We start from the raw sequence: 22,891 nt of genomic DNA, 5'->3' as shown, positions 1-22,891 counted from the left end.
CTTATCGCACGCGCCAGATCGCAAACGGCAGGCCTTGATGCGGATCGAGCCGGATGCGTTGGACCTTGCCGGCCAGCGTGAAACGGTTGCCGCCGATCAGGTCTTCGAGGTCAAGCGCGCCATGGTCCGGGAGGTTCCATGACCAGAGCGGAATTTCGACATCCGCCTCCTGTGCATTGTAGGGGTCGAGGTTGATGGCGATCAGCAAAACGTTCTCGCGGCCGGCGCTCGCCTTCTCGAAGAACATGATGTTGTCGTTCCAGGCGGTGAGAAGCTGGAGGCCGAGATGGGAGTGCAGCGCCGGGTTCTCGCGGCGGAGCCGGTTGAGAAGGGTGATCTCGCCCTTGATGTTGCCGGGGCGGTCGTAATCCCAGGCACGGATCTCGTACTTTTCCGAGTCGGCATATTCCTTGCGCTTGGCGTCCGGTCGGCCTTCGCAGAGCTCGAAACCGTTATAGACGCCCCAGAGACCGGACAGCGTCGCCGCGAGCGCAGCGCGGATCAGGTAGGCCGGTCGCGGCGCGTTCTGCAGGAAGTCCGGATTGATGTCGTGGGTGTTGACGAAGAAATGCGGCCGGAAGAAATCCTTCGGCTCCTCCGTGGTGATCTCGCGCATATATTGCTCGAGTTCCCACTTGGCATTGCGCCAGGTGAAATAGGTATAGGACTGCGAAAACCCGACCTTGGCGAGCCGGTACATCACCTTCGGCTTGGTGAAGGCCTCCGACAGGAAGACCACCTCGGGATGCCGGGCTCGAATATCGGCGATCAGCCATTCCCAGAACGGGAAGGGTTTGGTGTGCGGATTGTCGACGCGGAACAACTTGACGCCGTTGTCGACCCATTTCTGCACGACGTCGCGCAGCTCGACCCACAGTGAAGGGATCGCGTCATGGGCGTAGAAATCGACATTGACGATGTCCTCGTATTTCTTCGGCGGGTTCTCCGCATAACGGATCGTCCCGTCCGGCCGCCAGTCGAACCAGCCGGGATGTGATTTCAGCCACGGATGGTCGGGCGACGCCTGGATCGCCAGATCGAGCGCGATTTCAAGACCCTCGTCCCTGGCGGCATCCACCAGCCGGCGGAAATCGTCGAATGTGCCGAGCGCCGGGTGGATCGCGTCATGACCGCCGTCCTCGGAGCCGATCGCATAGGGACTGCCGGGATCCTCCGCCGCCGCGTTCAGCGTATTGTTGCGACCCTTGCGGTTGGTCTTGCCGATAGGATGGACCGGCGGGAAATAAAGCACGTCAAAACCCATGTCGCGGATTTCAGGCAGCCGCTTGATGACGTCGTCGAACGTGCCGTGCCGGTTGGGGTCGCCGCTCTGCGAGCGCGGAAATATCTGGTACCAGCTGGCGAAACCCGCAGCGATCCGCTCGGCATCGACCGGGATCGCCTGTGATTGCACCTTGAACGGCCGGCGGTCGGCCTCCGTCATCAGATCGGCGGTTGCGGGCGCCAGCAGGATTTCCGTGCGCTGCGGGTCCTGCAACTCGGTCAGCTTGTCGAACAGGGCTTTCAGCCGTGTCTTGATCCTGCCGGACGCATTGTCCAGCGCATCGAGGACGAGGTTGATGCCCTCCTGGATCTCCAGCCTGAGATCGAGCCGGGCCTCGTGTTTCTTGGCGAATTCATAACGGAAGATCGCGAACGGATTGCGCCAGGCTTCGATCAGGAATTCATGGCGCCCCATGCGCTTCAGCGTGAACTCCGCGCTCCAGCGGTCGTTCAGGATGAGCTGCATGGGCTCCTCGTTCCATTCGGCCTCGTCGGCCGCCCGCCATTTGAGCGCCGCCGCCAACGGATCATGGCCGTCGCCAAAAATGTCCGCCTCGACCCTCACAGTTTCGCCGACGATGCGTTTGACCACGAAACGGCCGTCATCCACCGCGGGGGTGATCTTCTCGATTGCCAGTCGCGGCGAGGCGGTGGCCTTGTCGACGGCCGGCACCGGCGCCGCATCGACGATCGGCACCGACGACCGGCCTTCGAATATCCTGATTTCGCCCGGTTTCAGCTTGAGCTGGGCGGCGAAGGCCTCTCCGTCCGTCTCCGGCGCTTCGAGCGGCAGGAAGGGCGAGGCGGCCTCGCGAAGCGCGTTGAAGGGAGCGGCAACGGAGCGGCGCAGATCCCGATTCAGAACCACGACGCGCACCTTCTGTGCCGAACGGACGTCTTCCCTGTCGGTCTGCATCAATGCGACGGCCGGCGTCTGGCTGGTGGAGATGAGGCGCAGCGGTTGCCGGGCGAACCCGGCCGCCGTCTTGTTGGTGCCGGCGTTCACGCCGCGGATATCCCCGGAGAGATCGAACGAACCCTGTTCGCGCAGGCCCCTGAGCCCCAATCCGTCGCCAAACAGCGGGTCGAGCGGCGTCGAGGCCCCGAACTCGAAACCCATCGGGATCATCAGCCCGCTGGCGAAGGTCGAGGCGAGTTTCAGCGAGCGGATCGCCTTTCTCTGCAGCACTTCGCAACTGTCGGTGCCATGAGCGATGCGTTTGCCGAAAGGCGCCTCCGGGAATGTGATCTGGTAACCGAGCTGGCGCTGGATCTGGTACTCGTCGAGGATCCAGCGTTCCTCGAGGTTCCACCAGGCGAGCGACGAGAAGCTGCCGTCGAAGCCGGCACCCTCGAGCGCCCGGCGGTCCTCGAAGGAAGTGCCCGGCGTCCAGGCCAGAAAGGTGGTTTCCGGCGCGGTCTTGCGGGTCGAGATGATCAGGTCGTACCAGGCTTCCGGGGCTAGGCGGCCGATGCCGAGGCAGCGGAAACCGGCAATCCCGAGGCCAGCTAGCCGCGCCATCCGTTCGCGCCAGTCCTCGATATGGCGGGCTTCGCTCATGAAATCGATGCCGCGGCTGCAGCTGTCGCGCGGTGCGACGCGCGGATCGGCAAGGATTGGCCCGGCATGGTGCGAATCCACCGCGACCCGGTCGACCACGAGGTCGAGCATCAGCTTGATCTTGGCTTCCCCCGCCGCCTGGATCAGGGCCTTGATCCCGTCTTCGACGGAGGCGCCGATCTGGAGTTCAGGCTCCAGCCGGTCGAAATCCCTCGTCACGAAGACGCTGGCATTGGGGCCCCGTGCGAAAAGCGGCGCCGTCAGAACGGTGTCGAAACCGAGATCCCTGGCATGCGCGAAAACCTCCCGCCATGCATCGATCCCCTTCAGCATCAGGGGGTGAACGTAGTAGATCTGCGGTGGGAGTTGCGCGAGGGATGTCCCGGCGATGAATTGGGGGCGCGTGTTCATCGGTTTTGCCTCGCCGTCGATTAGAGCCGTCGAATTCTGCGGTCTAACTGTCGAGCGGCGGCGCTGGTTCCGATAAAATTGCCGGGTTTCGCCGGTTTTCGCATTCAACGGCCCTACATCTCAGGCGAAGCTCTTGATGAGGATGATCAATCCCGAGTTGCCGCTTTGAGGAGGCCTCCCGGGGTTTTCTTTGCCGGGCAAGCTGAAACGAAAAAGGCCGGAGAACGCTCCGGCCTTCCTGATGGTGATGCGTCCGGAACGCTCACTGTTTCTCCAGCTTGCCGATCCTCGCCCACTCTTCCCAGCGCTTGGTATCCATCGTCGCATAGTCGAGCGTCGCCTGCGGGCTCTCCAGCGTCATCGGCTCGCCGCCATTGGTGCCGACGAACTTGCGGGCGTCGTCGCTGGTGGTGACCTCGGTCATTGCCTTGTACATCGTGTCGATGATCGCTTTCGGCGTGCCCTTCGGCGCTGCGAGAACCCACCAGATGCGCACGTCGACATTCGGGACGCCTTCTTCAGCAAAGGTCGGGATATCCGGTACCGAAGAAATGCGCTTTGCCGTGCTGACGGCCAGCACCCGCAACGTCCCATCCCGCGAGCGGGCAAGGCCGAAGACCGGGTCGCCGATCGTGTAATCGATCGAGCCGCTGGCAAAGTCGTTGAGTGCGTCGGCGGCGGTCTTGTAACGGACCTGCTGGGTCTGCAGACCACCGGCATTGACCTTGTACATCTCGCCGAGGATCGTCGATGGGAAGTTGGATGTGGAATAGGACGCCTTGTCGCCCTTTTCCTTCATCGCCGCCGTCAGCTCGGAAATGTGTTTATATGGCGACTTGGCATTGACCAGCATCATGAACGCCTGGCTGAACACCGGTGCGATATATTCGAAGTCCTTGATCGGATCGTAGGGCGGGTTGTTGAAGATGTAGGGCGCGGCCGTTAACTGGTCGGCGGACGCGATCAGCAACGTATAGCCGTCCGGTTTGGCATTCTTCAGCGCAACGACCGAAAGGCTGCCGAGGCCGCCCGGCTTGTTGTCGACAAGGAAGGTCTGCTTCATCTTTTCTTCCAACTTCTTGGCGAAGAAGCGGGCATAGACATCCGCGCCGCTGCCGGCAGGGAAGCCTGCGATCAACGTAACGGGCCGGTTCGGATAATCGTCGGCGGCCATTGCGCCGCCCGGTATATAGGCTGAAAACGCCAGCGCCAGGGCGCCTGCTAGAAATTTCTTCACTGTACTCTCCTCCTAGAGTCAGTCCGGGACATCGCGGGCGAGGCCGGAATGTGATGACGCGAACAGTCTCCTCCCGCTCGCGCTAAAATATAAGGTAGCCATACAATTTGGGGGTCGTCAAATGCCGCGCGGGCGTCCGGCGCAAATCTAATGGCCTCGACGCCCGCGCTTATGGAGCGGTATTCCAATGCCCGATTTATGAGCGATTTCCGGACCGGAAACAGCGCGTTTCGCCCCTCGGAAAACCGGGGTGAATAAAGGGTCGCCGGCCATTCAGAAGGTGCAGGCCGGCATGCGATGTCTAGGCACGGCGTCGCGACCAGGCGCGAAGAAGGGGGCCATCGGCCCCTTCCACGGGGTCGGTCTTTGGAAGCGGCAGGTTCGCGATGGTGTCGATCTGCGCCTGGTTTGCCGGCCCTGTCCGGATGTCGGCGTCCTGTCCGGGGGGATAGGCGCCGACCACCAGGAAGTCCCGGCTGGCGTCGATGCGCTTGTGACCGGTGCCGGCCGGCAGGATCAGGCAGTCGCCGGCGTTGACGCTGAGTTCCGTGCCGTCGGGCCCGCCGATCAGCAGCCGCGCCCGTCCGCCGACGATCCCCAGCACCTCGTGGGCGCCGGTGTGATAGTGCTGGTAGTCGAACACGCCGTTGCGCCAGATGCCCTGCCAGCCATTCTGCCGGAACCGGGTTTCGAATTTCGGCGCCATCTCGCCCTCGGCCAAAATGGCGCGGCGATAGACCAGCACCGGCAGATCGCGATTGTTCGGCACCCAGTCACTCGGTTCGAAGAAGATGGTTTCGACGGTGGTGTCGGCAACGGGAGCCAGCGGATCGAGGCTCGGCGGCGTGATCTTGATGCTTCGGTTCACGGCCGCAATCCTTCCGGTCCAGGGCGTCGCTGCTCGATCGCGTGCTTCTTGTTGGTCATGAAAACCTTCCGTGGGAGATAGGATATCCTTCCCAACCCGCATTCCCGGACGAGGTTCCGCCTTCAGCGTGAGGCGGCGGTCGTTTTGGTGGAAGCGTCGTCGTCCATGGGATATCAAGGCCCGAACTGACCGTTGGCCGGGGCTGCCCGACAACTAAAGGGCCTCGATCCGCGCGATCGCCCAAGCCGGCATCAGGACAGTCTGTTACGATTTCATGGGGCTCACCGATCGGACGCCCGACCACGGCCACGCGATTGTCGACGACATAGGCAAGAAGGTCAATTCCGGCTATTCCTGCATGGAGCGGCTGAAGGTCTGGCGGAGCTGCGCGGCATCATGCGCACGCTCGACATTCTCGGCTGACAACGCAGATCTTGAGGGGGAGGGAGCGATGACGAAACTGAAGGTGGCGATGGTCGGGCTCGGCATGGCTGCGGGGCATCATGCCCGCGCCCTGCTCGACCTTCCAGATCGGATCGAATGCGTCGCGGCCTTCAGCCCGACCGCCGCCCGGCGGGAGGCATTCGCCGCCGCATACCCGATCCCCGTGACCGGCGATCTCGACGCGACCCTGGCCGACGAGACGATCGAGGCCGTGCTGATCCTTACCCCGCCGAGCAGTCATCTGGAGCTGGTCCGGCAATGCGCAGCGGCGAAAAAGCATATCCTCCTGGAAAAGCCGCTCGACATTTCGTTCGCGCGCTCGGAAGCGATCGTCCGCGCCGCGAGCGACGCCGGCGTGCTGCTGGGCATGGTGCTGCAGAACCGTTTTCGCTCGGCGGCGCTCAGGCTCGACGAGATCGTCAGATCCGGCCGGCTGGGCCAACTGATCGAGGCATCGGCCGCGATCCGCAACTGGCGCCCGCAGAGCTATTATGACGTGGAAGGCCGCGGCACGATGGCACGCGATGGCGGCGGCGTGCTGCTCACCCAGGGCATCCACACGATCGATCTGCTCCTGAGCTTCGCCGGCACGCCGAAAGACGTTTCCTCCTTCGTCCGCACCAGCCCGATTCATTCGATGGAGACGGAGGATCTCGTCACGGCAACCTTCGCCTACGAAAACGGCGCGATCGGCACGCTGAATGCCACCACCTGCGCTTATCCCGGCCTGCCGGAGCGCATCGAGCTGCTCGGTACCAAAGGCACAGCCGTCTTTAGCGGCGACACGCTCAATGCAGCCTTCACGGATGGAACCAGCATTGTCGAGGCCGGCGAAAAAACCGGCAGCGGGGCAGGGGCCAATCCGATGGCGTTCGGCCATGAAATGCACCGCGCTTTGATCGAGAATTTCATCGATGCGATCCGCAACGGCACGCCGCTGCGCGTCACCGGCGAAGATGCGCTCAAGGCTCACCGCTTCATCGCGGAAATCCTCGCCGCCGGCCGGTAAGCCGTCTCAGAGCCCGGCCGCCTTGCGCAGTTCCTCGGCCATCCTGGCTCGCCAGTCCTTGCCGGCCGCCTTGAATTTTTCGAGCACGTTGGGATCGAGCCGCAGCGTGACGGCCACCTTGGGCGCCTCGAGCTTTGGCCGGCCGCGGGCGGCAATCGCCTGTTCCATCTTCGCGGCCATCTCGGGAAAGACTTCCCTGAAAGGCCGCGCACTCCTCAGCTCTTCCTCCGTCCAGGGAGGATTGTTCGAGACTTCATCCCAGTCTTCCTTGGTATAACCACGGCCGGGCTGGAATTCCTTCTGTTTCTGGACCTTGATATTCATTCGACCAGGCTCCTCTCATCTTTTCGGGCGGGGCGCATCGAAATGACCGAGAGCGCTTCAGAGCCGAGTCTTACAAAGATTGCCGCGACTACGCCGTCTTTCATTCGACCGATGGCTTTCATCCGCCCATGTCGCGCAGGCACGATGGCCGAGGTCAAAAAGAACTCGAAATATAGATCGGCGAAATCGAGACCGTGCTTCTCGATATTCGCAATCCGCTTCGTCTCATCCCAGATGATCTTCAATTAATATCCGTACACGAAAAATCGCCGCCCGACAACGAGCGACGATGGAACGGTCCGAAACCTTTTGCAACCCTAAGGATTGAGGGCGGTCAGCAGATCACCGTTTCGGCGATCTCGATGCCGAAACCTTCGAGGCCGACATAGTGGCGCTCGCTGCGGGTCAGAAGCTTGATCGAGGTGACGCCGAGGTCCTTCAGGATCTGCGCGCCGAGGCCGATTTCCAGCCATTCGCTCTCGCGCGCCTTGGCTTCGGCATGTGCCTCTTCGCCCTGGCGCAGCTTGCGCCCGTGATCTTTCTGGCCAACCCCGACCGAACCTTCGCGCAGGTAGATGATGACGCCGCGGCCCTCTTCCTCGATCTTTCTCATGTAGCGATCGACGGAGCGCTGGGAGCCGAACACGTCCTGCGTGACGTTTTCCAGATGCAGGCGAACGGGAATGTCGACGCCATCGCGAATGTCGCCGAAGATCACCGCCACATGCTGCATCGGGTCCCAGGGCAGCGAATAGGCATGTGCCTTCGCCTTGCCATGCGGTGTCTCGACATCGAATTTCGACTGCAGTTCGATCAGGGTTTCCTTGCGCTGGCGATAGGCGATCAGGTCGGCGACCGAAACCAGCTTCAGCTGATGCTGAGCAGCAAAATCGGCGACCTGCGGACCGCGCATGACGGTGCCGTTGTCGTTCACCAGTTCGGAAATGACGCCGATCGGCGGCAGGTTTGCAAGCTTGCAGAGGTCGATGGCCGCTTCGGTATGACCCGAGCGCATCAGCACGCCGCCTTCGCGGGCGATCAGCGGGAAGATGTGGCCCGGCCGCACGAAATCCGAAGCGCCGGCATTCGGGTTGGCAAGGTTGCGAACGGTCAGCGTCCGGTCGTCGGCGGAGATGCCCGTCGTGGTGCCGTGCTTGAAGTCGACGCTGACGGTAAAGGCCGTCGTATGCGCGCTGTCGTTTTCCGCGACCATGGCGTTGAGGTTCAGGCGCTTGGCTTCCTCGCGCGGCATGGGGGCGCAGACGATGCCCGATGTGTGGCGCACGATGAAGGCCATCTTGTCCGGCGTGCAATGGACGGCGGCGACGATCAGGTCGCCTTCGTTCTCGCGGTCGTCGTCATCGGTGACGACGACGATTTCGCCGGCTTCGAAGGCACGGATGGCGTCGACGACGCGCTTCTGATCAAAGGCCATGAATGTCGCTCCCTAGAGATGTCGTCCGGTTTGGGCCCGGTCGCGGAGATAGTGGTCGGCAATCGCGCATGCAACCATCGCCTCGCCGATCGGCACGGCGCGGATGCCGACGCAGGGGTCGTGGCGGCCCTTGGTGCGTACCTCGACATTGTTGCCGTCGGCATCGATCGAGCGCTGCTCGGTGAGAATGGAGGACGTCGGCTTGATCGCGAACCGGGCGACGACCGCCTCACCGGTGGAGATGCCGCCCAGGATACCGCCCGCATGGTTGGAAAGGAAGATGCGCTTGCCGTCATTGCCCATGCGCATTTCGTCGGCATCTTCCTCGCCGGAAAGTTCCGCGACGCCGAATCCGTCGCCGATCTCGACGCCCTTGACGGCGTTGATCGACATCAGCAGGCTCGCAATGTCCTGGTCGAGCTTGCCGTAGACCGGTGCGCCGAGGCCGGCGGGAACGCCTTCGGCGATCACTTCCACCACGGCGCCGATCGAGGATCCGGCCTTGCGGATGCCGTCCAGATAGTCTTCCCAGACCGGCACCATGGCCGCATCCGGGCAGAAGAACGGGTTCTGGCCGACCTGATCCCAATCCCAGTTGGCGCGGTTGATCTTGTGCTTGCCGATCTGGATCAGTGCAGCACGGACATTCAACCCCGGCACGACCTTGCGGGCCAGGGCACCGGCGGCGACGCGGGCGGCCGTCTCGCGGGCCGAGGAACGGCCGCCACCGCGATAGTCGCGAATTCCGTATTTGACGTCATAGGTATAATCGGCATGGCCGGGCCGGTAGCGGCGGGCGATCTCGCCGTAATCCTTGGAGCGCTGGTCGGTATTCTCGATCAGCATGGAGATCGGCGTGCCGGTCGAGATCATCGTCTCGCCGTCGGTTTCCATCATCACGCCGGAGAGCACCTTGACGACGTCGTCCTCGCGCCGCTGCGTCACGAAGCGGGACTGGCCGGGCTTGCGCTTGTCCATCCAGGCCTGGATTTCCGCGAGCGTGAAACGGATTCCGGGCGGGCAACCGTCGACCACGCAGCCGAGTGCCGGGCCATGGCTTTCACCCCAGGTGGTGACGCGGAAAAGATGACCGAACGTGTTGTGCGACATGACGTGACAAGACCAGCTGTGGCGGAGTTGGCCTTCCGCCAACTTCTGACGCGGCTGTCATATGGAAAAGGTTGCCGGGCGACAAGTCTTTCTTGGGAGAACGGTCACGTCCGCAAGGATGAACAATGCGGGGTTCAGGCCGCCTTGCGCCACTCCGCATGCGCGGCTGCGGTGAAATCGTTGAAGGAAAGCGGCCGCGAGAAGGCATAACCCTGCAACAGATCGCAGCCGAGTTCACGCAGCAGGCTTGCATGCTGCATGGTCTCGACCCCTTCCGCCACCGTTTCGACCCCGAGGGAACGGGCGATATCGATGATCGAGCGCACCAGCGCCCGCTCCTGCGGCGAGGTCACGATCGGCATCACCAGCTGGCGGTCGATCTTCAGCCGCTTGGGCTTCAATTTCAGAAGGCTGACGATCGACGTATGGCCGGTGCCGAAATCGTCGATCTCGATATCGATGCCGAGTTCCTTGATCCGTTCGAGATTGCCGGCTGCCGAGGCTTCGCTTTCATCGAGAAAGATCGATTCCACCAGTTCGAAGGAAATCTCGCCGGGCGTTATCGCCAGCGATTGCAGGGTATCGATCAGCGTTTCGTCATGCAGCCTTTTCGAGGAGACGTTGACGGAGACCTTCGGCACCCGGATGCCGAGTGCGGCCCAGCGCATCTTGTCCTTCAGCACGGTCTCGAGCACGATGTGGTCGAGTGTGGCGGATACGTTGAGGTCCTCGGCGATCTTCAGGAACCGGTCCGGCGCAAGAATTCCGTGATGCGGATGGTTCCAGCGGATCAGCGCCTCGACGCCCGTGAACTGGTTGGTGCGGGCATCGAACTGCGGCTGGTAGAAGGTGATGAATTCGTCGTTGTCGATGCCGGCCAGCACCTCGTCGGCGGTGCGCTTGTGGCTGACGATCTCGGCCTGCAGGTTCTGGGTGAAGAATTCGTAGCGGTTGCGGCCCATGCCCTTCGCCCGATAGAGCGCGATATCGGCATTGACGAGCGTGCGGCGCGCATCGACATTCGTGCCGCTTGCCTGGGCGATGCCGATGGAGACGCCGCAGCGGCAGGCAAAACCTTCGAAATCGATCGGCTGGTGAAATTCCGCGATGATACGCTGGGCGAGCTGAGCGATCTGTTCGGCGCCGGAATTGCTGGTGGCAAGGATGACGAATTCGTCGCCGCCGATGCGCGCGACGATGTCGCTGCTGCGGACGTTGCGCGACAGGATGCGCGAGGCGTGCACAAGCATCGCGTCGCCCGCCGCATGGCCGAGCGTGTCGTTGATCTGCTTGAAGCGGTCGAGATCGAGATGCAGGATCGAGAACTTCTGTCGCTCGTTATGGCTGGAGCGCGACAGCCGGTCGAGCTCCATGTCGAGCTTGCGGCGGTTGGCGAGCAGGGTCAGCGGGTCGTGCAGCGAATTGTGCTCGATGCGGCTCTTGGCGAGCTCGAGCTCGGCATTTTTCGCGTCGGCCTCGTCCTTGGCGCTCTTGAGCTGTTCGGCAAGCAGCACGTCGGCGGTGATGTCGAAGGCGATGCCGACGATCTTGGCGATGCCGTTGCGCGCCATATGGACTTGGCCGACCGAGCGGATATAGCGGATCTGGCCGTTTTCCAGCACGATCCGATGGACGGAATTGAGCTTTTCTCCGACAGCGACCGATTTGTCCGCGGCGCTCACGGCGGCTTCGCGGTCGTCAGGATGCAGACAGTGCAACCAGTCTTCCCGGCTCGTGCGGCGGCCATTGTAGGCGAGCCCGTAGAGCTGGTGCATCCGTTCGTCCCAGAATGCGCTGTTGTCGCGCAGGTCTGCCTCCCAGATGCCGCAGTTGTAGGAGTCAAGCGCCAGGTCGAGGCGCTGCGACAGTTCTTCCAGGTCCTGCTCGCGGTTCGACAACTCATCGAGAGCCAGCTCCAGCTCGGCATTCTTGATGTCGGTGTTTTCCTTGGCGTTGCGCAGCGTCTGCGTCATCACCACGTCGCTGGTCACGTCCCAGACGATGCCGGTGGTGCGCAGGGTGCCGTCGGCGTTGCGATAGTTCGCGCCCGCCGACCTCAGGTATCGCAGCGTGCCATCCGGCAACTGCACGCGATAGGTCTCGCTGCAGGGCGTGTTGCTGGAGGCGCAGTTGACGAAATGCGCCTCCGCCGCCGTCCGGTCCGGGGGATAGATCGAACCCAGCCAGTCGTAGAGACGATTGCCTTCGCTTGCCGCGGGCTTGTCGTGCAGCCCGGCGGCCCGGCTGTCCCAGAACAGGCTGTTGCTGCTGCCCGTGACCTCCCAGATGCCGATATTGGACGCTTCCATGGCGAGGTTGAAACGCTGCGACAGCTCGATGAGATTGAGTTCGCGCGCCTTCAACGCATCGATATTGCGGTTGCGCTCGGAAATCAGCGAGGTGGCGACGAAGATCGGCACGATGATCGCGAGCGCGGCGAACATGATGGCGAGGCGAAATCCGAGTTGGTTCGGCGGCACGATATCCCAGCCGGAACGAGGGGCGGCAAGCAGCGTCCAATGGGCGCCGTTGACCGGCACCGTCCATTTCATCGGAGACTGGTCCTCGATGGCATCGTTGCCGAAGAAGGCGAAATATTCCGGCCTGTCCACGTCCCGGAACACGACGTTCAGCCAGTCGAGATTGATCAGGTTCGGTTTTTTGGCAGTCGCGGGGGAAAAGGTGACGCCGGATGCCTCCATCAGGCCCTGCTTGTCGATCAGCACGGCCATCGCTCCCCACAGCTCGGTGCCGTCCTCTTCCTCCGTCACCGGCACGACCAGGGTCAGATCGCCTTCCTGGCTGCCGCTCAGCAGGGAGACGCGGTTGCGGCCGCTGACGGATTTCAGGTCGTTTGCGAGGCGCGACAGATCGATCTTGCCGACCTTGCCGGACGCACCATCGGCAATGCCGTTGCGCGTAATGAGCTGGGCAAGCTCGAAATTGGGGGCAACCGCCACGCCGGAAAAATGCGTTGCCTCGGCAAGTTCCTTGCTGACATAGTGTTCGAACACGTCCGCCGAGCCTTCGGAATCTTCTCTCAACGCGTGAACCAGATGGCTCGCGACGGCGATATCGGTTTCGACGCGTGTAACCACGCGTCGAGCCAAGAGACCGCCAACTTTTTCCGTTGTCGCCCGCAGGTCGCTGCGGAAGCTTTCGGTATACCGGTGGTCGACCATCACGGCGACTGCGATCACCGTCAGGGTTATCACGAATGCGATTGCCGTCGGAGCCTTGGTGCTTCGCACGAGGCCCAGTGATTTGGAACCGGACGACGGCCAGAATTTCACGCGCGCGAACCTTTTCATTAACCCTTGTGGCATGACGAAACAGCCTATGGGACGGGGGTTAATTTACGCTTTCCCCGCACCCTACAAACTTTGGCGCCATTTATTGTGGGGGGTGTGCTTCAAATGGTTCATCGGCGGCGGCCCGCCTCGATCGCGAGGCGGCGCCCGGCTCTTGAAAAGCGTTAACAATCAGGTCATTACTTGTACGGAAAATGTCATGGTGAGGGGCGATTTTCGCCACAATCAGGAGGCTATCTGTGCGTCGAAACGAGACATTATCGACCTCATCAAGGCTTCCGACCATGCGCATTCTGATTGCTGCACTGCTTGCCACGGCCAGCATCTTTTCGCCCCTCAACAGCTGGGCCCAAAGTGCCGACGTCGAAGCCACGATCAAGGTCGTGGATGCAAAGGCGCTGAGCTTCACGCTCGATGACGGAAAGATCTACAAGGTGCCCGAGGAGTTCAATTTCGAAGGCCTCAAGGCCGGCGTGAAAGTGCTCGTCTTCTATACCGTCGTCGACGGCAACCGGGTGGTCGACGATCTCGAGATCGTTCAGTAATACCGTAAGATCAGCGAAGTATATTCTGGAATTCCGGGCGCCCCTATATGTCCGGTCAGAGCCATTCCATCCGGTTCTTGTCGGTTTCGACTTTGAGGATGCGGTCCTGCGGGGTCGGAACGGTGGCCGCTTCGTCCTCGTCGAGATTGCCGATCAGCCGGAACAGCGAGCGGATCACCCCGCCATGGCTGATGCAGACGGTCGGGCCGTCGAGGGATTGCAGCCAGGCGCCGATCCGCCAGCAGAGGATTTCGTAGCTCTCGGCAGACGAGCCCGGCGGGATGAAACTCCACTTCTGCTCGCCCCGCGCGATCAGGCGGTCCGGGGAAATTTGGCGGATCTCGTCGAGCGTATGGCCTTCCCAGTCACCGAAGGACACCTCGACCAGCCGTTCGTCGGTGCAGTAGGCGAGGGGATCGAGGCCCATGGCGGTCCGCATCCGTTCCATGGTTTCGCGCGTGCGCGACAGGGGGCTGGCGATGAAGCGGAAACCGTCGGCCGCGCCGATCATCTCGCGCAGCCGCTCGCCGTTGCGCGTCGCCTGGGAGCGGCCGAGCGCATTGAGCGGGATATCCTGCTGGCCCTGGAGCCGGCCTTCGGCATTCCAGTCCGTCTGCCCGTGGCGGATCATGTAGATGAGCACGGCAGACGTCCCTGGAAGAGCATCAGTCCTTGATGACCGAGATGTCAGGCGCGTCGACGGCCTTCATGCCGACGACATGGTAGCCGCTGTCGGCGTGATGGGTTTCGCCGGTCACCGAACGCGACAGGTCGGACAGCATGTAGAGGCCGACATCGCCCACTTCCTCGATGGTGACGGTACGACGCAGCGGCGCGTTGTATTCGTTCCATTTGAGAATGTAGCGGAAGTCGCCTATGCCCGACGCTGCGAGCGTCTTGATCGGGCCGGCCGAGATCGCGTTGACGCGGATGTTCTTCGGGCCGAGGTCGACGGCGAGATATTTGACGCTCGCTTCGAGTGCCGCCTTGGCGACGCCCATGACGTTGTAGTTCGGCATGACCTTTTCGGCGCCGTAATAGGTCAGCGTCAGCATCGAGCCGCCGTCGGTCATCAGCTTTTCCGCCCGCCGCGCGACCGACGTGAAGGAATAGACCGAGATTTGCATCGTCTTGGCGAAATTGTCCGCCGAGGTGTCGACGTAACGGCCGGTCAGCTCGTCCTTGTCGGAAAAGCCGATCGCATGCACCAGGAAGTCGATCTTGCCCCAGTGTTTTTCGAGGTTGCCGAAGACCTCGTCGATGGTCGATTCGTCGCCGACGTCGCAATGGCCGGCCATATAGGCGCCGAGTTCAGCCGCCAGCGGCTCGACGCGCTTCTTGAGCGCATCGCCCTGGTAGGTGAACGCCACTTCCCCGCCTTGGCTGTGGATGGCCTTGGCAATGCCCCACGCGATCGAACGGTTGTTGGCCACGCCCATGATGAGACCGCGTTTGCCTGCCATGAGGCCGGAAGCCTGAACCATACATAGTCCCCTGATACCTTAGATGAACGCTGCCTATGACATAGGCAGCTCTAGGGTTCAAGCTGGCTTGGATCATCTCGTGTTAGTGGCCGTAACAAAGGGTGCGCAGCGGTGAATACCGACGCAAAACTGTCATATTCGGCGGTGTTTGTCAGACATAGAGCCCGTGGCGCATGTGCCGCATCAGGTCAGTGACCTTTTCGTTCGGCTTTTCCCACAGGACGACGCGCAGTTCGACGACTAGATCGCCACGCCCGCCGGCATCGTTATAAAGGCCGAGACCGTCCAGCCGCACCGTCTGGTCGGAGCCGGACCAGGCCGGAATGCTGATGCTGCGGCTCCCGTCCGGCGTTTCTACCGATGCGTCGCCGCCAAGCACGGCATCTTCCAGCGAAATCGACAGGGTCGTGTGGAGGTCGAAACCTTCGACGCGGAAACGGCTGTCGCGGGCGATCTTGAGAGAGGCGAGGAGGTCGCCGGATTTCATGCCGGTGAGCTTGAGGCCCTGGCCCTTCAGCCGCGCCACGTGACCTTCCGTCATGCCTTTTTCCAGCGCCAGCCGCACTTCACGGTCATCGGCCGCCTTCAGCGTGATCGTGTTGAGCTTCAGGAGATCTTCGACGGTGACCGTCGCTTCGACGGAAATATCCGGAGCCTTTTCCGGGGTGGGCGTCGTGCCGCGGAAGCGGCGCACGATAGAGGCGATCAGGTCGATGGCGAGTGCCGGCAGCGGCGGTCTTTCGCCGGCCGCGTCGCTTCTGACCGGTTCGGCATGTTCGTCGGCGGCCTGCGCCTGACCGGCCGCCTGGGCCTTGACGTGGTCGGCGGCCGCGGCGCCGAATATGCGCTCGATCATGTCCTCCGGCGTTTCGCCTGCGGGGCCTGACTGATTCTGGGGCTGCGCCTGGGATTGGGCCTGCGACTGGCCGCGCGCCTGTGCCTGCGCCTTGGCGTTCTGCGCATTGGCCTTGGCGAGTTCTTCCATGACCTTTTCCGCGTTGGCCTTTGCGGCCTTGGCACGCTCGGCGGCTTCGCGGGCGGCGTTTCGCTGCTGCATGATGGTCTGGTGCATCTCGGCGGCCCTGTCGTATCGCTTGCGGCGCTCGGGGTCCTTCAGGACCTCGTAGGCCTGGCCGATTTCCGCGAAACGGCTGGTCGCAGACGGATCGTCCTGATTCTGGTCGGGGTGAACTGTCTTTGCCTTGGCGCGCCAGGCTGCCTTAATTTCTTCGGGCTCGGCATTGCGCTTCACGCCGAGGAGAGAATAGGGATCACGCATTGTGGGACCACCGGTTACCTGAAACGGCGAGCCCCCGCTTGATCCTTGGCCCCCCGATACTCGTCACAACTCCGACAGCCAGCCGCCGGTTCCTCATGTTCCGGGCAGACTGCTGTTTGTTCCACCAGAGCCTATGTTAGGACTTGTGAATCAGTGGTTACGCAGCCGTCAGTCGCGCGGGTTAAGGTAAACGAATCGTTTCCGGCTCGGTTTTGCGCGACGGCCCGACGCGATTCCCGCGCAGCCGCGCCGGGCGGAGGAGGGGTGACCGCGACTACTGGCGGTCGAAGGCGGTCAGCATCCAGTCGCCGCTGCCGGTGAGGCAGGTCTGGCCGGAGAACATCGCGATGCCCTCGTAGGAATGGCGTGTGGTGGTAAAGGCGCGGCAGATCTGCTCGCCGTTGCGGGCTTCGCGAATCTGCGACACGACCCCGGCGCTGCCGGTTGCCGTATTGGCCCACGGCACAGAAGCCATGCCGACCTTGGCAAGATCGGCCGAGGAGACGGCGTTGCGCACCGTCGCCTCGTCGGAAAGCGCGGCGCCCGTGTGCTGCGGCGTGCCCGGCACGGTCCCGGTCGAGATCGTGCGGTCGACCTTTTGCGAACTCCCGAAGAGATCGAGACTGCTGGTGCAACCGGCAAGCGAAAGCCCGGTCAGGCAGAGGGCTGCTGCCCGCCTTCCGAGGAGAAACGACCTCTTTGTGCAGCTCTTCGACTTTGCTATCACTACCACCGTGCGTCCTGTCCGACGGAAAAACTCGGGCATTTTTCATAAGATTGGGAGTATTTTAGTCAATATGTCTGAAAGCGGGTTAACAACTGGTGACTTCACCGCGCAGAACGAGCCTTTCGCGCTTTTTGGCTCCTGGCTGAAGGATGCCGAGAGCTCGGAACCCAACGATCCGAATGCCGTGGCGGTTGCAACCGTCGACGAAAACGGCATGCCGAACGTCCGCATGGTCCTGCTGAAGGGTTATGACGAGAAGGGTTTCGTCTTCTACACGAATTTCGAAAGCCAGAAGGGCCGCGAGATCCTCGGCCAGAAAAAGGCGGCCATGTGTTTCCACTGGAAGTCGCTGCGCCGCCAGGTTCGCCTGCGCGGCGAGGTGGAAGTGGTAAGTGATGCGGAGGCGGACGCCTACTACGCGTCGCGCGCCCGCGGCAGCCGCATCGGCGCCTGGGCCTCGAAACAGTCGCGCCCGCTCGAGACCCGTTTCGCGCTCGAAAAGTCGGTGGCCGAATATACCGCGAGATACGCGATCGGCGACATTCCGCGCCCGCCTTACTGGTCCGGCTTCCGGATCAGGCCGCTGTCGATCGAATTCTGGCACGACCGCCAGTTCCGCCTGCACGACCGCATCGAATTCCGCCGCACCGTTGCCGACGGCCCCTGGGAAAAGGTGCGGATGTATCCGTAAAGGGAGAAGGGGCTCACCGTCCGATAGCGAACGGGATTCCCGATGCGAGCGCCGAGACGTAGCGCGGCTGCTGGTAATAGCCGTTGAGCGAGATGCGCGGCAGGCCGGTGAGCCTGTTCATGTATTTGGCGCAGAGCGTGCCCGGCTGCGTCGTCACCGCAACCGTAAAGCCGATCTCCCTGGCGATGGCCTGATCGCGCTCGGAAACCGCGGTGCGGCTGCCATAGGGATAGGCGATCGTGCGCGGCCGTTCGCCGGTCAGCGCCTCGATCCAGTCGGCCGACTTTTGCATTTCCGCGCGGGCATCCTCCGCCGAAAGGCGGGCGACGGCGCGGTGGCTGATCGTATGGGCGCCGAGCGTGGCCAGGGGATGGGCGGCGACCGAGCGGAGCTCCTCGGCGTTCATGGTAAGGTCGGCGGTGATCTGCAGCGGATCGACCCCGTGTTTCCTCGCCAGCGCATCGAGCCGTGAGACGGCGGTCGATTCCTCGACCTCCAGCACATAGGCGGAAAACCGGTCGAAGGCGTCGAACTTGCGTGCCTCGGAGGTAAGGTCGAGGACTTCGGAGCCGCCGCCGAAATCGAAGATCACTTCCCGTTCGCGTCCGAGCAGTTCGGCAATCGTCTCCCACCAGAGAGAATGGGTGCGTTCGGCAAACCCTCGGGTTACGAAAATGGTGAAGGGCACGTTGTGGCGGGCAAAGACGGGCAGGGCATGTTCGGCATTGTTGCGGTAGCCGTCATCGAGCGTGAAGGCCGCGAAAGGCTGTTTGGTCGGCGCGGCGAGCCGGGCCGGCACGTCGCTCAGGGGAACGAACTCGTAGCCTTCCGCTGAAAGCCGTTCGATCGCTTCGCCGAGGAAATTCGGCGTCACTTCCAGATGGCCGCTCGGCTGCAGCGGGCGGCTCTGTTTCGGTCGCACATGATGAAGCGTGAAGATGGCGCCGTGGCCGCGGGCATTGGGCATCATCCCGGCGCGCGCAAGGGCTGCGGCCATGTCGAGCCCGCCGGCGACCAGCCGTCGTTTGACATCCCGGCGCCAAAGCGCCTGAAACCTGTCCCTCGTGTTCCCCACCGCGATCACGCCCACGTTACTTCGGTGAGCGCGACCCTACTCCCGCCCGGTTAAGCCTTGCTGAAGAAAGAGAGGCCTGATCTTGATCAGGGCCGGAGCGCATCGAAAAGCGGCAGGCCGACGATCGCCGCCATGGCGATCAGCATGAAGCAGATCCGCCGGAACGTGCCCTCGGAGGCAAAACCGAACAATCGCGAACCGGCGATAAGGCCGAGGCCGTAACCCGGTCCGGCGATCAGCGCGAGTGTCAGGACGTCGAAGGTCAGGAGACCGCCGACAATATAGGCGGTCGCGGAAATCACCGTCGAAAGCGCGAAATAGAGGATGAGGTTGGCGCGCACGGTGAGCGGTGGAATGGCGCCGCCGAGCCAGTAGGCGACGACCGGCGGACCGGAAAGCTGCGCCGCGCCGCCGAACAGCCCGGCCAGCGCCCCGACGCCGATGGTCAGCGTCGGCTTCGGCTTGCCATGGTAACGCCAGCCGGAAATCAGGAAGATCAGCAGGCAGAGCACCACGACCGAGATCAGCCACCTGAGCGCCGTCGGATCGATCAGCGCCAGGAGTGTCGTGCCTGCCGGCACGCCGACCAGGGTGCCGATCAGCATCGTGCCCACCTCGCGCCGGTTCGCCCGCCTCCAGCCGTCCGGCAGCATGCCGAGCGTCGTCACCCCGTCGATCACGAGCAGCAGGGCAGGGGCGATCTTCGGACCGACGGCGGCGCCTGCGAGCGGAACGAAGATCAACGCGCCGCCGAAACCGGAAAACCCGCGCGCCAGCCCGGCAATCAGCGCCGAGAGGAAAAGAAAGCCGAGCTGCACCGGCCCATGGCCCGGAACCCATGCGTCCAGAAAGGCGGAAATCGGATTGGCGGGGTCCATGGAAAATGCCGTGACGCGGATGGGATCGGATGGCCCGCACCTGCCGGGGTTTGGGTGACCGTGTCAAGCAGGTGTCAGGCAAACCCTCTGGACACGGGGCGAGAATCGGCATTCTCCTGTGGATACAAAAGGAGAACATCATGCTGGAGAAACTTGTCGCCCAATTCGAGGCCGCGTCCGCGGACTACGCACGGAACCACGGGATGGTGCGCGATCCGGACTGGTTTGTCCTGAAGCTGCAGGAGGAGATGGGCGAGCTGACCCAGGCCTGGAACCGCGCTACCGGACGCGGCCGCAGGAAGGGCAGGACCGACGAGGATCTGAATCGCGACCTTGCTGACGAAACGGCCGATCTCCTCGGCCATATCCTGCTGTTTGCGCACAAGAACCGGATCGATCTGGCATCGGCGATCGAGCGGAAATGGCTGTTCAGGCCGGATGAAGAGTAAGTTTCAGGCCATAGGCCGGCAGGCCGGCGCCGGCGGTCGATATGTACGTTTCCATCGCCAGGCAACCGCTCAGATCACGCCTTCGTCCCGCCCACCGTCACCTGATCCATCCGCAGATGCGGCTGGCCGACGCCGACGGGGACCCATTGGCCGCCTTTGCCGCAATTGCCGATGCCGGTGTCGAGTTTCATGTCGTTGCCGACCATCGAAACGCGCTTCATCGCATCCGGGCCGTTGCCGATCAGCATTGCGCCCTTGATGGCCGGGCCGATCCTGCCGTCCTCGATCATGTAGGCCTCGGTGCAGCCGAACACGAACTTGCCCGAGGTGATGTCTACCTGGCCACCGCCGAAGGAGACGGCGTAGATACCCTTCTTCACCGAGGCGATGATCTCTTCCGGGCTTTTGTCGCCGCCGAGCATGTAGGTATTGGTCATCCGCGGCATCGGCGTATAGGCGTAACCCTGCCTGCGGCCGTTGCCGGTGGGGTTGACGCCCATCAGCCGGGCGTTCTGGCGGTCCTGCATGTAGCCGACCAGTTTGCCGTTCTCGATCAGCACGTTGTAGGCGGACGGCGTGCCTTCGTCGTCGATGGTGAGCGAGCCGCGGCGGTTGTCGATCGTGCCGTCGTCGACGACGGTGACGCCGGGGGCTGCGACCATTTCACCCAGAAGACCGGCGAAGGCCGAGGTCTTCTTGCGGTTGAAATCGCCTTCCAGCCCGTGGCCGACCGCTTCGTGCAGCATTACGCCCGGCCAGCCGGAGCCGAGCACCACGTCCATCGTGCCGGCCGGGGCGTCGATGGCGGTGAGGTTGACAAGCGCCTGGCGAAGCGCCTCGTCGGCGCCGGTCTGCCAGTTGCCTTCGGTGACGAAATCGCCGAACCCGATGCGGCCGCCGGTGCCGAACGAACCGCTTTCCTGCCGGTCGCCGTCACCCACGACGACGGAAATGTTGATGCGCGTCATCGGCCGGATGTCCTGCACCCGGTGGCCGTCGGCGCGCAGGATGTCGACCACCTGCCAGCTTGCCGAGACGGTTGCCGTCACCTGCCGCACCTTGTCGTCCTTGTTGCGCAGATAGGCGTCGATGTCGGTGAGCAGCTTCACCTTCTCTTCGAAGCTGGGGCTGCCGATCGGGTTCTCGTCGCCGTAATATTTCTTGTTGGTGCGCTGGGGCGCTGCGGCATAGGAGCCGGAGTAACCCGCGGTCACGGCCCGCACCGCATCCGAGGCGCGCGAAAGGGCGGCCGCCGAAAGTTCGCCCGCATGCGCGTAGCCGACCGCCTCGCCGGCGACCGAGCGCAGCCCGAACCCCTGGTCGGTATTGAAGGAGCCGCCTTTCAGGCGGCCGTTGTCGAAGGTCAGCGATTCCGCCTGGGCATGCTCCACGAAAAGCTCGCCGTCGTCGGCGCCGGCAAGCGCCTCGGAAAGGATCGAGCGCAGCTTGGTCTCGTCGCAGTCGAAAAGATTGAGAAGATCGGTGTTCATGGGATGCTCCTTCGGCGCGGCCCCGTCAGGACATGCGCTCTGTTCCAACCGATGTAGGACCGGGGAGGGGCCGAAGCAAGCCTCTCCTCAGATCGCTTTTGTGCTGAGGAAGGCCTGCACCTCCTGCGGCATGGTCCGTCTCGGTACGATGTTGAAGGCCGACGCGCCGCTGAACAGCATGAACGAAAGCGGCCTCTCCCAGATTTCCGTGACATTGGGCCAGTTCAGCCGGCCGTCGCCGAGATCGGAGTTGATGCCGAACCCTTCCGCATCGATGGTGATCTCGGCTCGGCGATCGGCCATGCGATTGTAGCGGCGGAAGGCGTTGGCGGAATGGGCGCGCCAGACCACGGCGCTGAAAAGCGCCGGAAAGCAGGCGACGACGAAAGCAAGCAGCGCGAGGGTGAAATTGCCCTGGAAGAGGAGGACCACGCCGGCGACGACGACCAGTCCCGCCGCTGCCCACTTCAGCTTCTGCTCCCGCATGGTGCGCTCTATGACGAAGACGCGGACCGCATCTCGCACCACCTCGTCGTCGAAGCGGACGGTAAAGGTATGGCTGCCGTGAAGCTCCATGACGGATCGTCTCTCTATTATAGAGTGATCACGGAAGCGCGTCGTAGCCAGGGCCGAAGCCGGTCAGCTCGATCGGAATGCCGACCCGGTCCTGATCGGCGGATTCGCGCAGCGCAAAGACGGCGGCCTTGCCGGCGCGCAGGATGCGCATCAGTTCCTCGTCGATCTCCACTTCCACATAGCAGCCCTCGGAGAAGCAGCGGGTGAAATAGGCGCGGCCGATATTGTTGTTGTCGACATAGAGTTCCATGCCGTCCTTGAGGAGCACGCCGAGCGGCGCGAGGATGCGCAGGATGCGCGCCTTGCGGTCCGCGGTCTTCAGCACCACCACCGACAGGCCGACTTCCGGCCGGTCCTCGGCGATCACGTTCTGCATCAGCGCGCATTGTTCGGCGGACGCGCCAGCCGGCCGGTCGCAGATGATCGACCATGCACCGTGGTTCTCGCGCACATTGCCCGGCGGCTGCGCCTGCTGTCCCGGCTGCTGGGCCTGTCCGCCGTTCGGGGCCGGCCGGGGCGGCTGCGGAGCGGGTTTGGCGCCCTGTGTCGGCTGTTGGGCCGGCTGGGGTGCCGCGGGCCGCGGGCCGGGCTGTGGCTGCTGCGCCAACGCGGGAAGCGAAACGGCGGCTGCAAGCATCACGGCTAGACCGGCGCAGATCAGGGAGGGACGACCCATGGAAACCTCTGGAAGACGAATCAGTGC

21 protein-coding genes are annotated in these 22,891 nt (G+C 63.1%); 4 read left to right on the top strand and 17 right to left on the bottom strand.

Annotation, left to right across the window (positions count from 1 at the left end; genetic code table 11):
- Position 1: 1 nt before the first annotated feature.
- From J2X76_RS03525 to J2X76_RS03515, 3 genes are all read right to left on the bottom strand, one after another.
- On the bottom strand, positions 2–3,256 hold the full coding sequence (locus tag J2X76_RS03525) for an alpha-1,4-glucan--maltose-1-phosphate maltosyltransferase (RefSeq protein ID WP_310213216.1): 3,255 nt from the start codon (positions 3,254–3,256) through the stop codon (positions 2–4).
- Positions 3,257–3,518: 262 nt separating this feature from the next.
- The gene (locus J2X76_RS03520) at positions 3,519–4,493 is read right to left on the bottom strand and encodes a tripartite tricarboxylate transporter substrate binding protein (RefSeq protein WP_113283640.1); all 975 of its coding nucleotides are present in this window, start codon (positions 4,491–4,493) and stop codon (positions 3,519–3,521) included.
- 301 nt (positions 4,494–4,794) lie between these two features.
- Entirely contained in the window at positions 4,795–5,343 is a 549-nt protein-coding gene (locus J2X76_RS03515) for a cupin (RefSeq protein WP_405029999.1), read from the bottom strand.
- A gap of 469 nt (positions 5,344–5,812) precedes the next feature.
- On the opposite strand from J2X76_RS03515, the gene J2X76_RS03510 reads away from it, so the two are divergent.
- Positions 5,813–6,814: a Gfo/Idh/MocA family oxidoreductase gene (locus tag J2X76_RS03510; protein WP_310213212.1), complete on the top strand. Its 1,002-nt coding sequence runs from the start codon at positions 5,813–5,815 to the stop codon at positions 6,812–6,814.
- A gap of 6 nt (positions 6,815–6,820) precedes the next feature.
- Here J2X76_RS03510 and J2X76_RS03505 read toward each other — a convergent pair whose 3' ends face one another.
- The 5 genes from J2X76_RS03505 to J2X76_RS03485 form a co-directional block, all read right to left on the bottom strand.
- Positions 6,821–7,138 (bottom strand): BrnA antitoxin family protein, encoded by a 318-nt coding sequence (locus J2X76_RS03505; RefSeq protein WP_310213209.1) that lies wholly within the window; start codon positions 7,136–7,138, stop codon positions 6,821–6,823.
- The gene (locus J2X76_RS03500; protein ID WP_113130518.1) at positions 7,135–7,383 is read right to left on the bottom strand and encodes a BrnT family toxin; all 249 of its coding nucleotides are present in this window, start codon (positions 7,381–7,383) and stop codon (positions 7,135–7,137) included. The genes J2X76_RS03505 and J2X76_RS03500 overlap by 4 nt, the downstream gene beginning before the upstream one ends.
- An 89-nt stretch (positions 7,384–7,472) precedes the next feature.
- Complete coding sequence (ribB, locus tag J2X76_RS03495; protein ID WP_310213204.1) at positions 7,473–8,573, bottom strand: 3,4-dihydroxy-2-butanone-4-phosphate synthase; 1,101 nt, start codon at positions 8,571–8,573, stop codon at positions 7,473–7,475.
- 12 nt (positions 8,574–8,585) lie between these two features.
- Positions 8,586–9,683 carry a chorismate synthase gene (gene aroC / locus J2X76_RS03490; protein WP_310213201.1) on the bottom strand — a complete coding sequence of 366 codons (1,098 nt, stop codon included), beginning with the start codon at positions 9,681–9,683 and terminating at the stop codon, positions 8,586–8,588.
- Between the two features lie 134 nt (positions 9,684–9,817).
- Positions 9,818–12,994 (bottom strand): EAL domain-containing protein, encoded by a 3,177-nt coding sequence (locus J2X76_RS03485; protein WP_310213199.1) that lies wholly within the window; start codon positions 12,992–12,994, stop codon positions 9,818–9,820.
- 284 nt (positions 12,995–13,278) lie between these two features.
- On the opposite strand from J2X76_RS03485, the gene J2X76_RS03480 reads away from it, so the two are divergent.
- On the top strand, positions 13,279–13,539 hold the full coding sequence (locus J2X76_RS03480; RefSeq protein WP_310213196.1) for a DUF1344 domain-containing protein: 261 nt from the start codon (positions 13,279–13,281) through the stop codon (positions 13,537–13,539).
- A 55-nt stretch (positions 13,540–13,594) separates the two neighbouring features.
- Here J2X76_RS03480 and J2X76_RS03475 read toward each other — a convergent pair whose 3' ends face one another.
- The 4 genes from J2X76_RS03475 to J2X76_RS03460 form a co-directional block, all read right to left on the bottom strand.
- Positions 13,595–14,182 carry a histidine phosphatase family protein gene (locus J2X76_RS03475; protein ID WP_310213193.1) on the bottom strand — a complete coding sequence of 196 codons (588 nt, stop codon included), beginning with the start codon at positions 14,180–14,182 and terminating at the stop codon, positions 13,595–13,597.
- Between the two features lie 22 nt (positions 14,183–14,204).
- Positions 14,205–15,023: an enoyl-ACP reductase FabI gene (fabI, locus tag J2X76_RS03470; RefSeq protein WP_113130523.1), complete on the bottom strand. Its 819-nt coding sequence runs from the start codon at positions 15,021–15,023 to the stop codon at positions 14,205–14,207.
- Positions 15,024–15,174: 151 nt separating this feature from the next.
- Positions 15,175–16,302 carry a DnaJ C-terminal domain-containing protein gene (locus J2X76_RS03465; RefSeq protein ID WP_310213189.1) on the bottom strand — a complete coding sequence of 376 codons (1,128 nt, stop codon included), beginning with the start codon at positions 16,300–16,302 and terminating at the stop codon, positions 15,175–15,177.
- Positions 16,303–16,576: 274 nt separating this feature from the next.
- Complete coding sequence (locus J2X76_RS03460; protein ID WP_310213186.1) at positions 16,577–17,035, bottom strand: RT0821/Lpp0805 family surface protein; 459 nt, start codon at positions 17,033–17,035, stop codon at positions 16,577–16,579.
- Positions 17,036–17,099: 64 nt separating this feature from the next.
- On the opposite strand from J2X76_RS03460, the gene pdxH reads away from it, so the two are divergent.
- Positions 17,100–17,720 carry a pyridoxamine 5'-phosphate oxidase gene (gene pdxH, locus J2X76_RS03455; RefSeq protein WP_113130526.1) on the top strand — a complete coding sequence of 207 codons (621 nt, stop codon included), beginning with the start codon at positions 17,100–17,102 and terminating at the stop codon, positions 17,718–17,720.
- Between the two features lie 13 nt (positions 17,721–17,733).
- On the opposite strand, the gene J2X76_RS03450 is transcribed toward pdxH, so the two are convergent.
- The gene (locus J2X76_RS03450; protein ID WP_310213182.1) at positions 17,734–18,717 is read right to left on the bottom strand and encodes a polysaccharide deacetylase family protein; all 984 of its coding nucleotides are present in this window, start codon (positions 18,715–18,717) and stop codon (positions 17,734–17,736) included.
- A gap of 164 nt (positions 18,718–18,881) precedes the next feature.
- Entirely contained in the window at positions 18,882–19,673 is a 792-nt protein-coding gene (locus J2X76_RS03445) for a sulfite exporter TauE/SafE family protein (RefSeq protein ID WP_310213179.1), read from the bottom strand.
- Positions 19,674–19,813: 140 nt separating this feature from the next.
- Here J2X76_RS03445 and J2X76_RS03440 point away from each other — a divergent pair, with 140 nt between their 5' ends.
- A complete protein-coding gene (locus tag J2X76_RS03440; RefSeq protein WP_310213176.1) occupies positions 19,814–20,122 on the top strand; it encodes a pyrophosphatase in 309 nt (102 codons plus the stop codon).
- A gap of 74 nt (positions 20,123–20,196) precedes the next feature.
- Here J2X76_RS03440 and tldD read toward each other — a convergent pair whose 3' ends face one another.
- From tldD to J2X76_RS03425, 3 genes are all read right to left on the bottom strand, one after another.
- Positions 20,197–21,612 (bottom strand): metalloprotease TldD, encoded by a 1,416-nt coding sequence (gene tldD, locus J2X76_RS03435; RefSeq protein ID WP_310213174.1) that lies wholly within the window; start codon positions 21,610–21,612, stop codon positions 20,197–20,199.
- A gap of 87 nt (positions 21,613–21,699) precedes the next feature.
- The gene (locus J2X76_RS03430; protein ID WP_310213171.1) at positions 21,700–22,188 is read right to left on the bottom strand and encodes a YcxB family protein; all 489 of its coding nucleotides are present in this window, start codon (positions 22,186–22,188) and stop codon (positions 21,700–21,702) included.
- Between the two features lie 28 nt (positions 22,189–22,216).
- On the bottom strand, positions 22,217–22,864 hold the full coding sequence (locus J2X76_RS03425) for an invasion associated locus B family protein (RefSeq protein ID WP_310213168.1): 648 nt from the start codon (positions 22,862–22,864) through the stop codon (positions 22,217–22,219).
- Positions 22,865–22,891: the final 27 nt, after the last annotated feature.

Origin of the sequence: Neorhizobium sp. 2083 (genome assembly GCF_031455615.1) — a bacterium.
Taxonomy (GTDB): Bacteria; Pseudomonadota; Alphaproteobacteria; order Rhizobiales; family Rhizobiaceae; genus Neorhizobium.
This window is presented reverse-complemented; position numbering and strand designations above follow the sequence as displayed.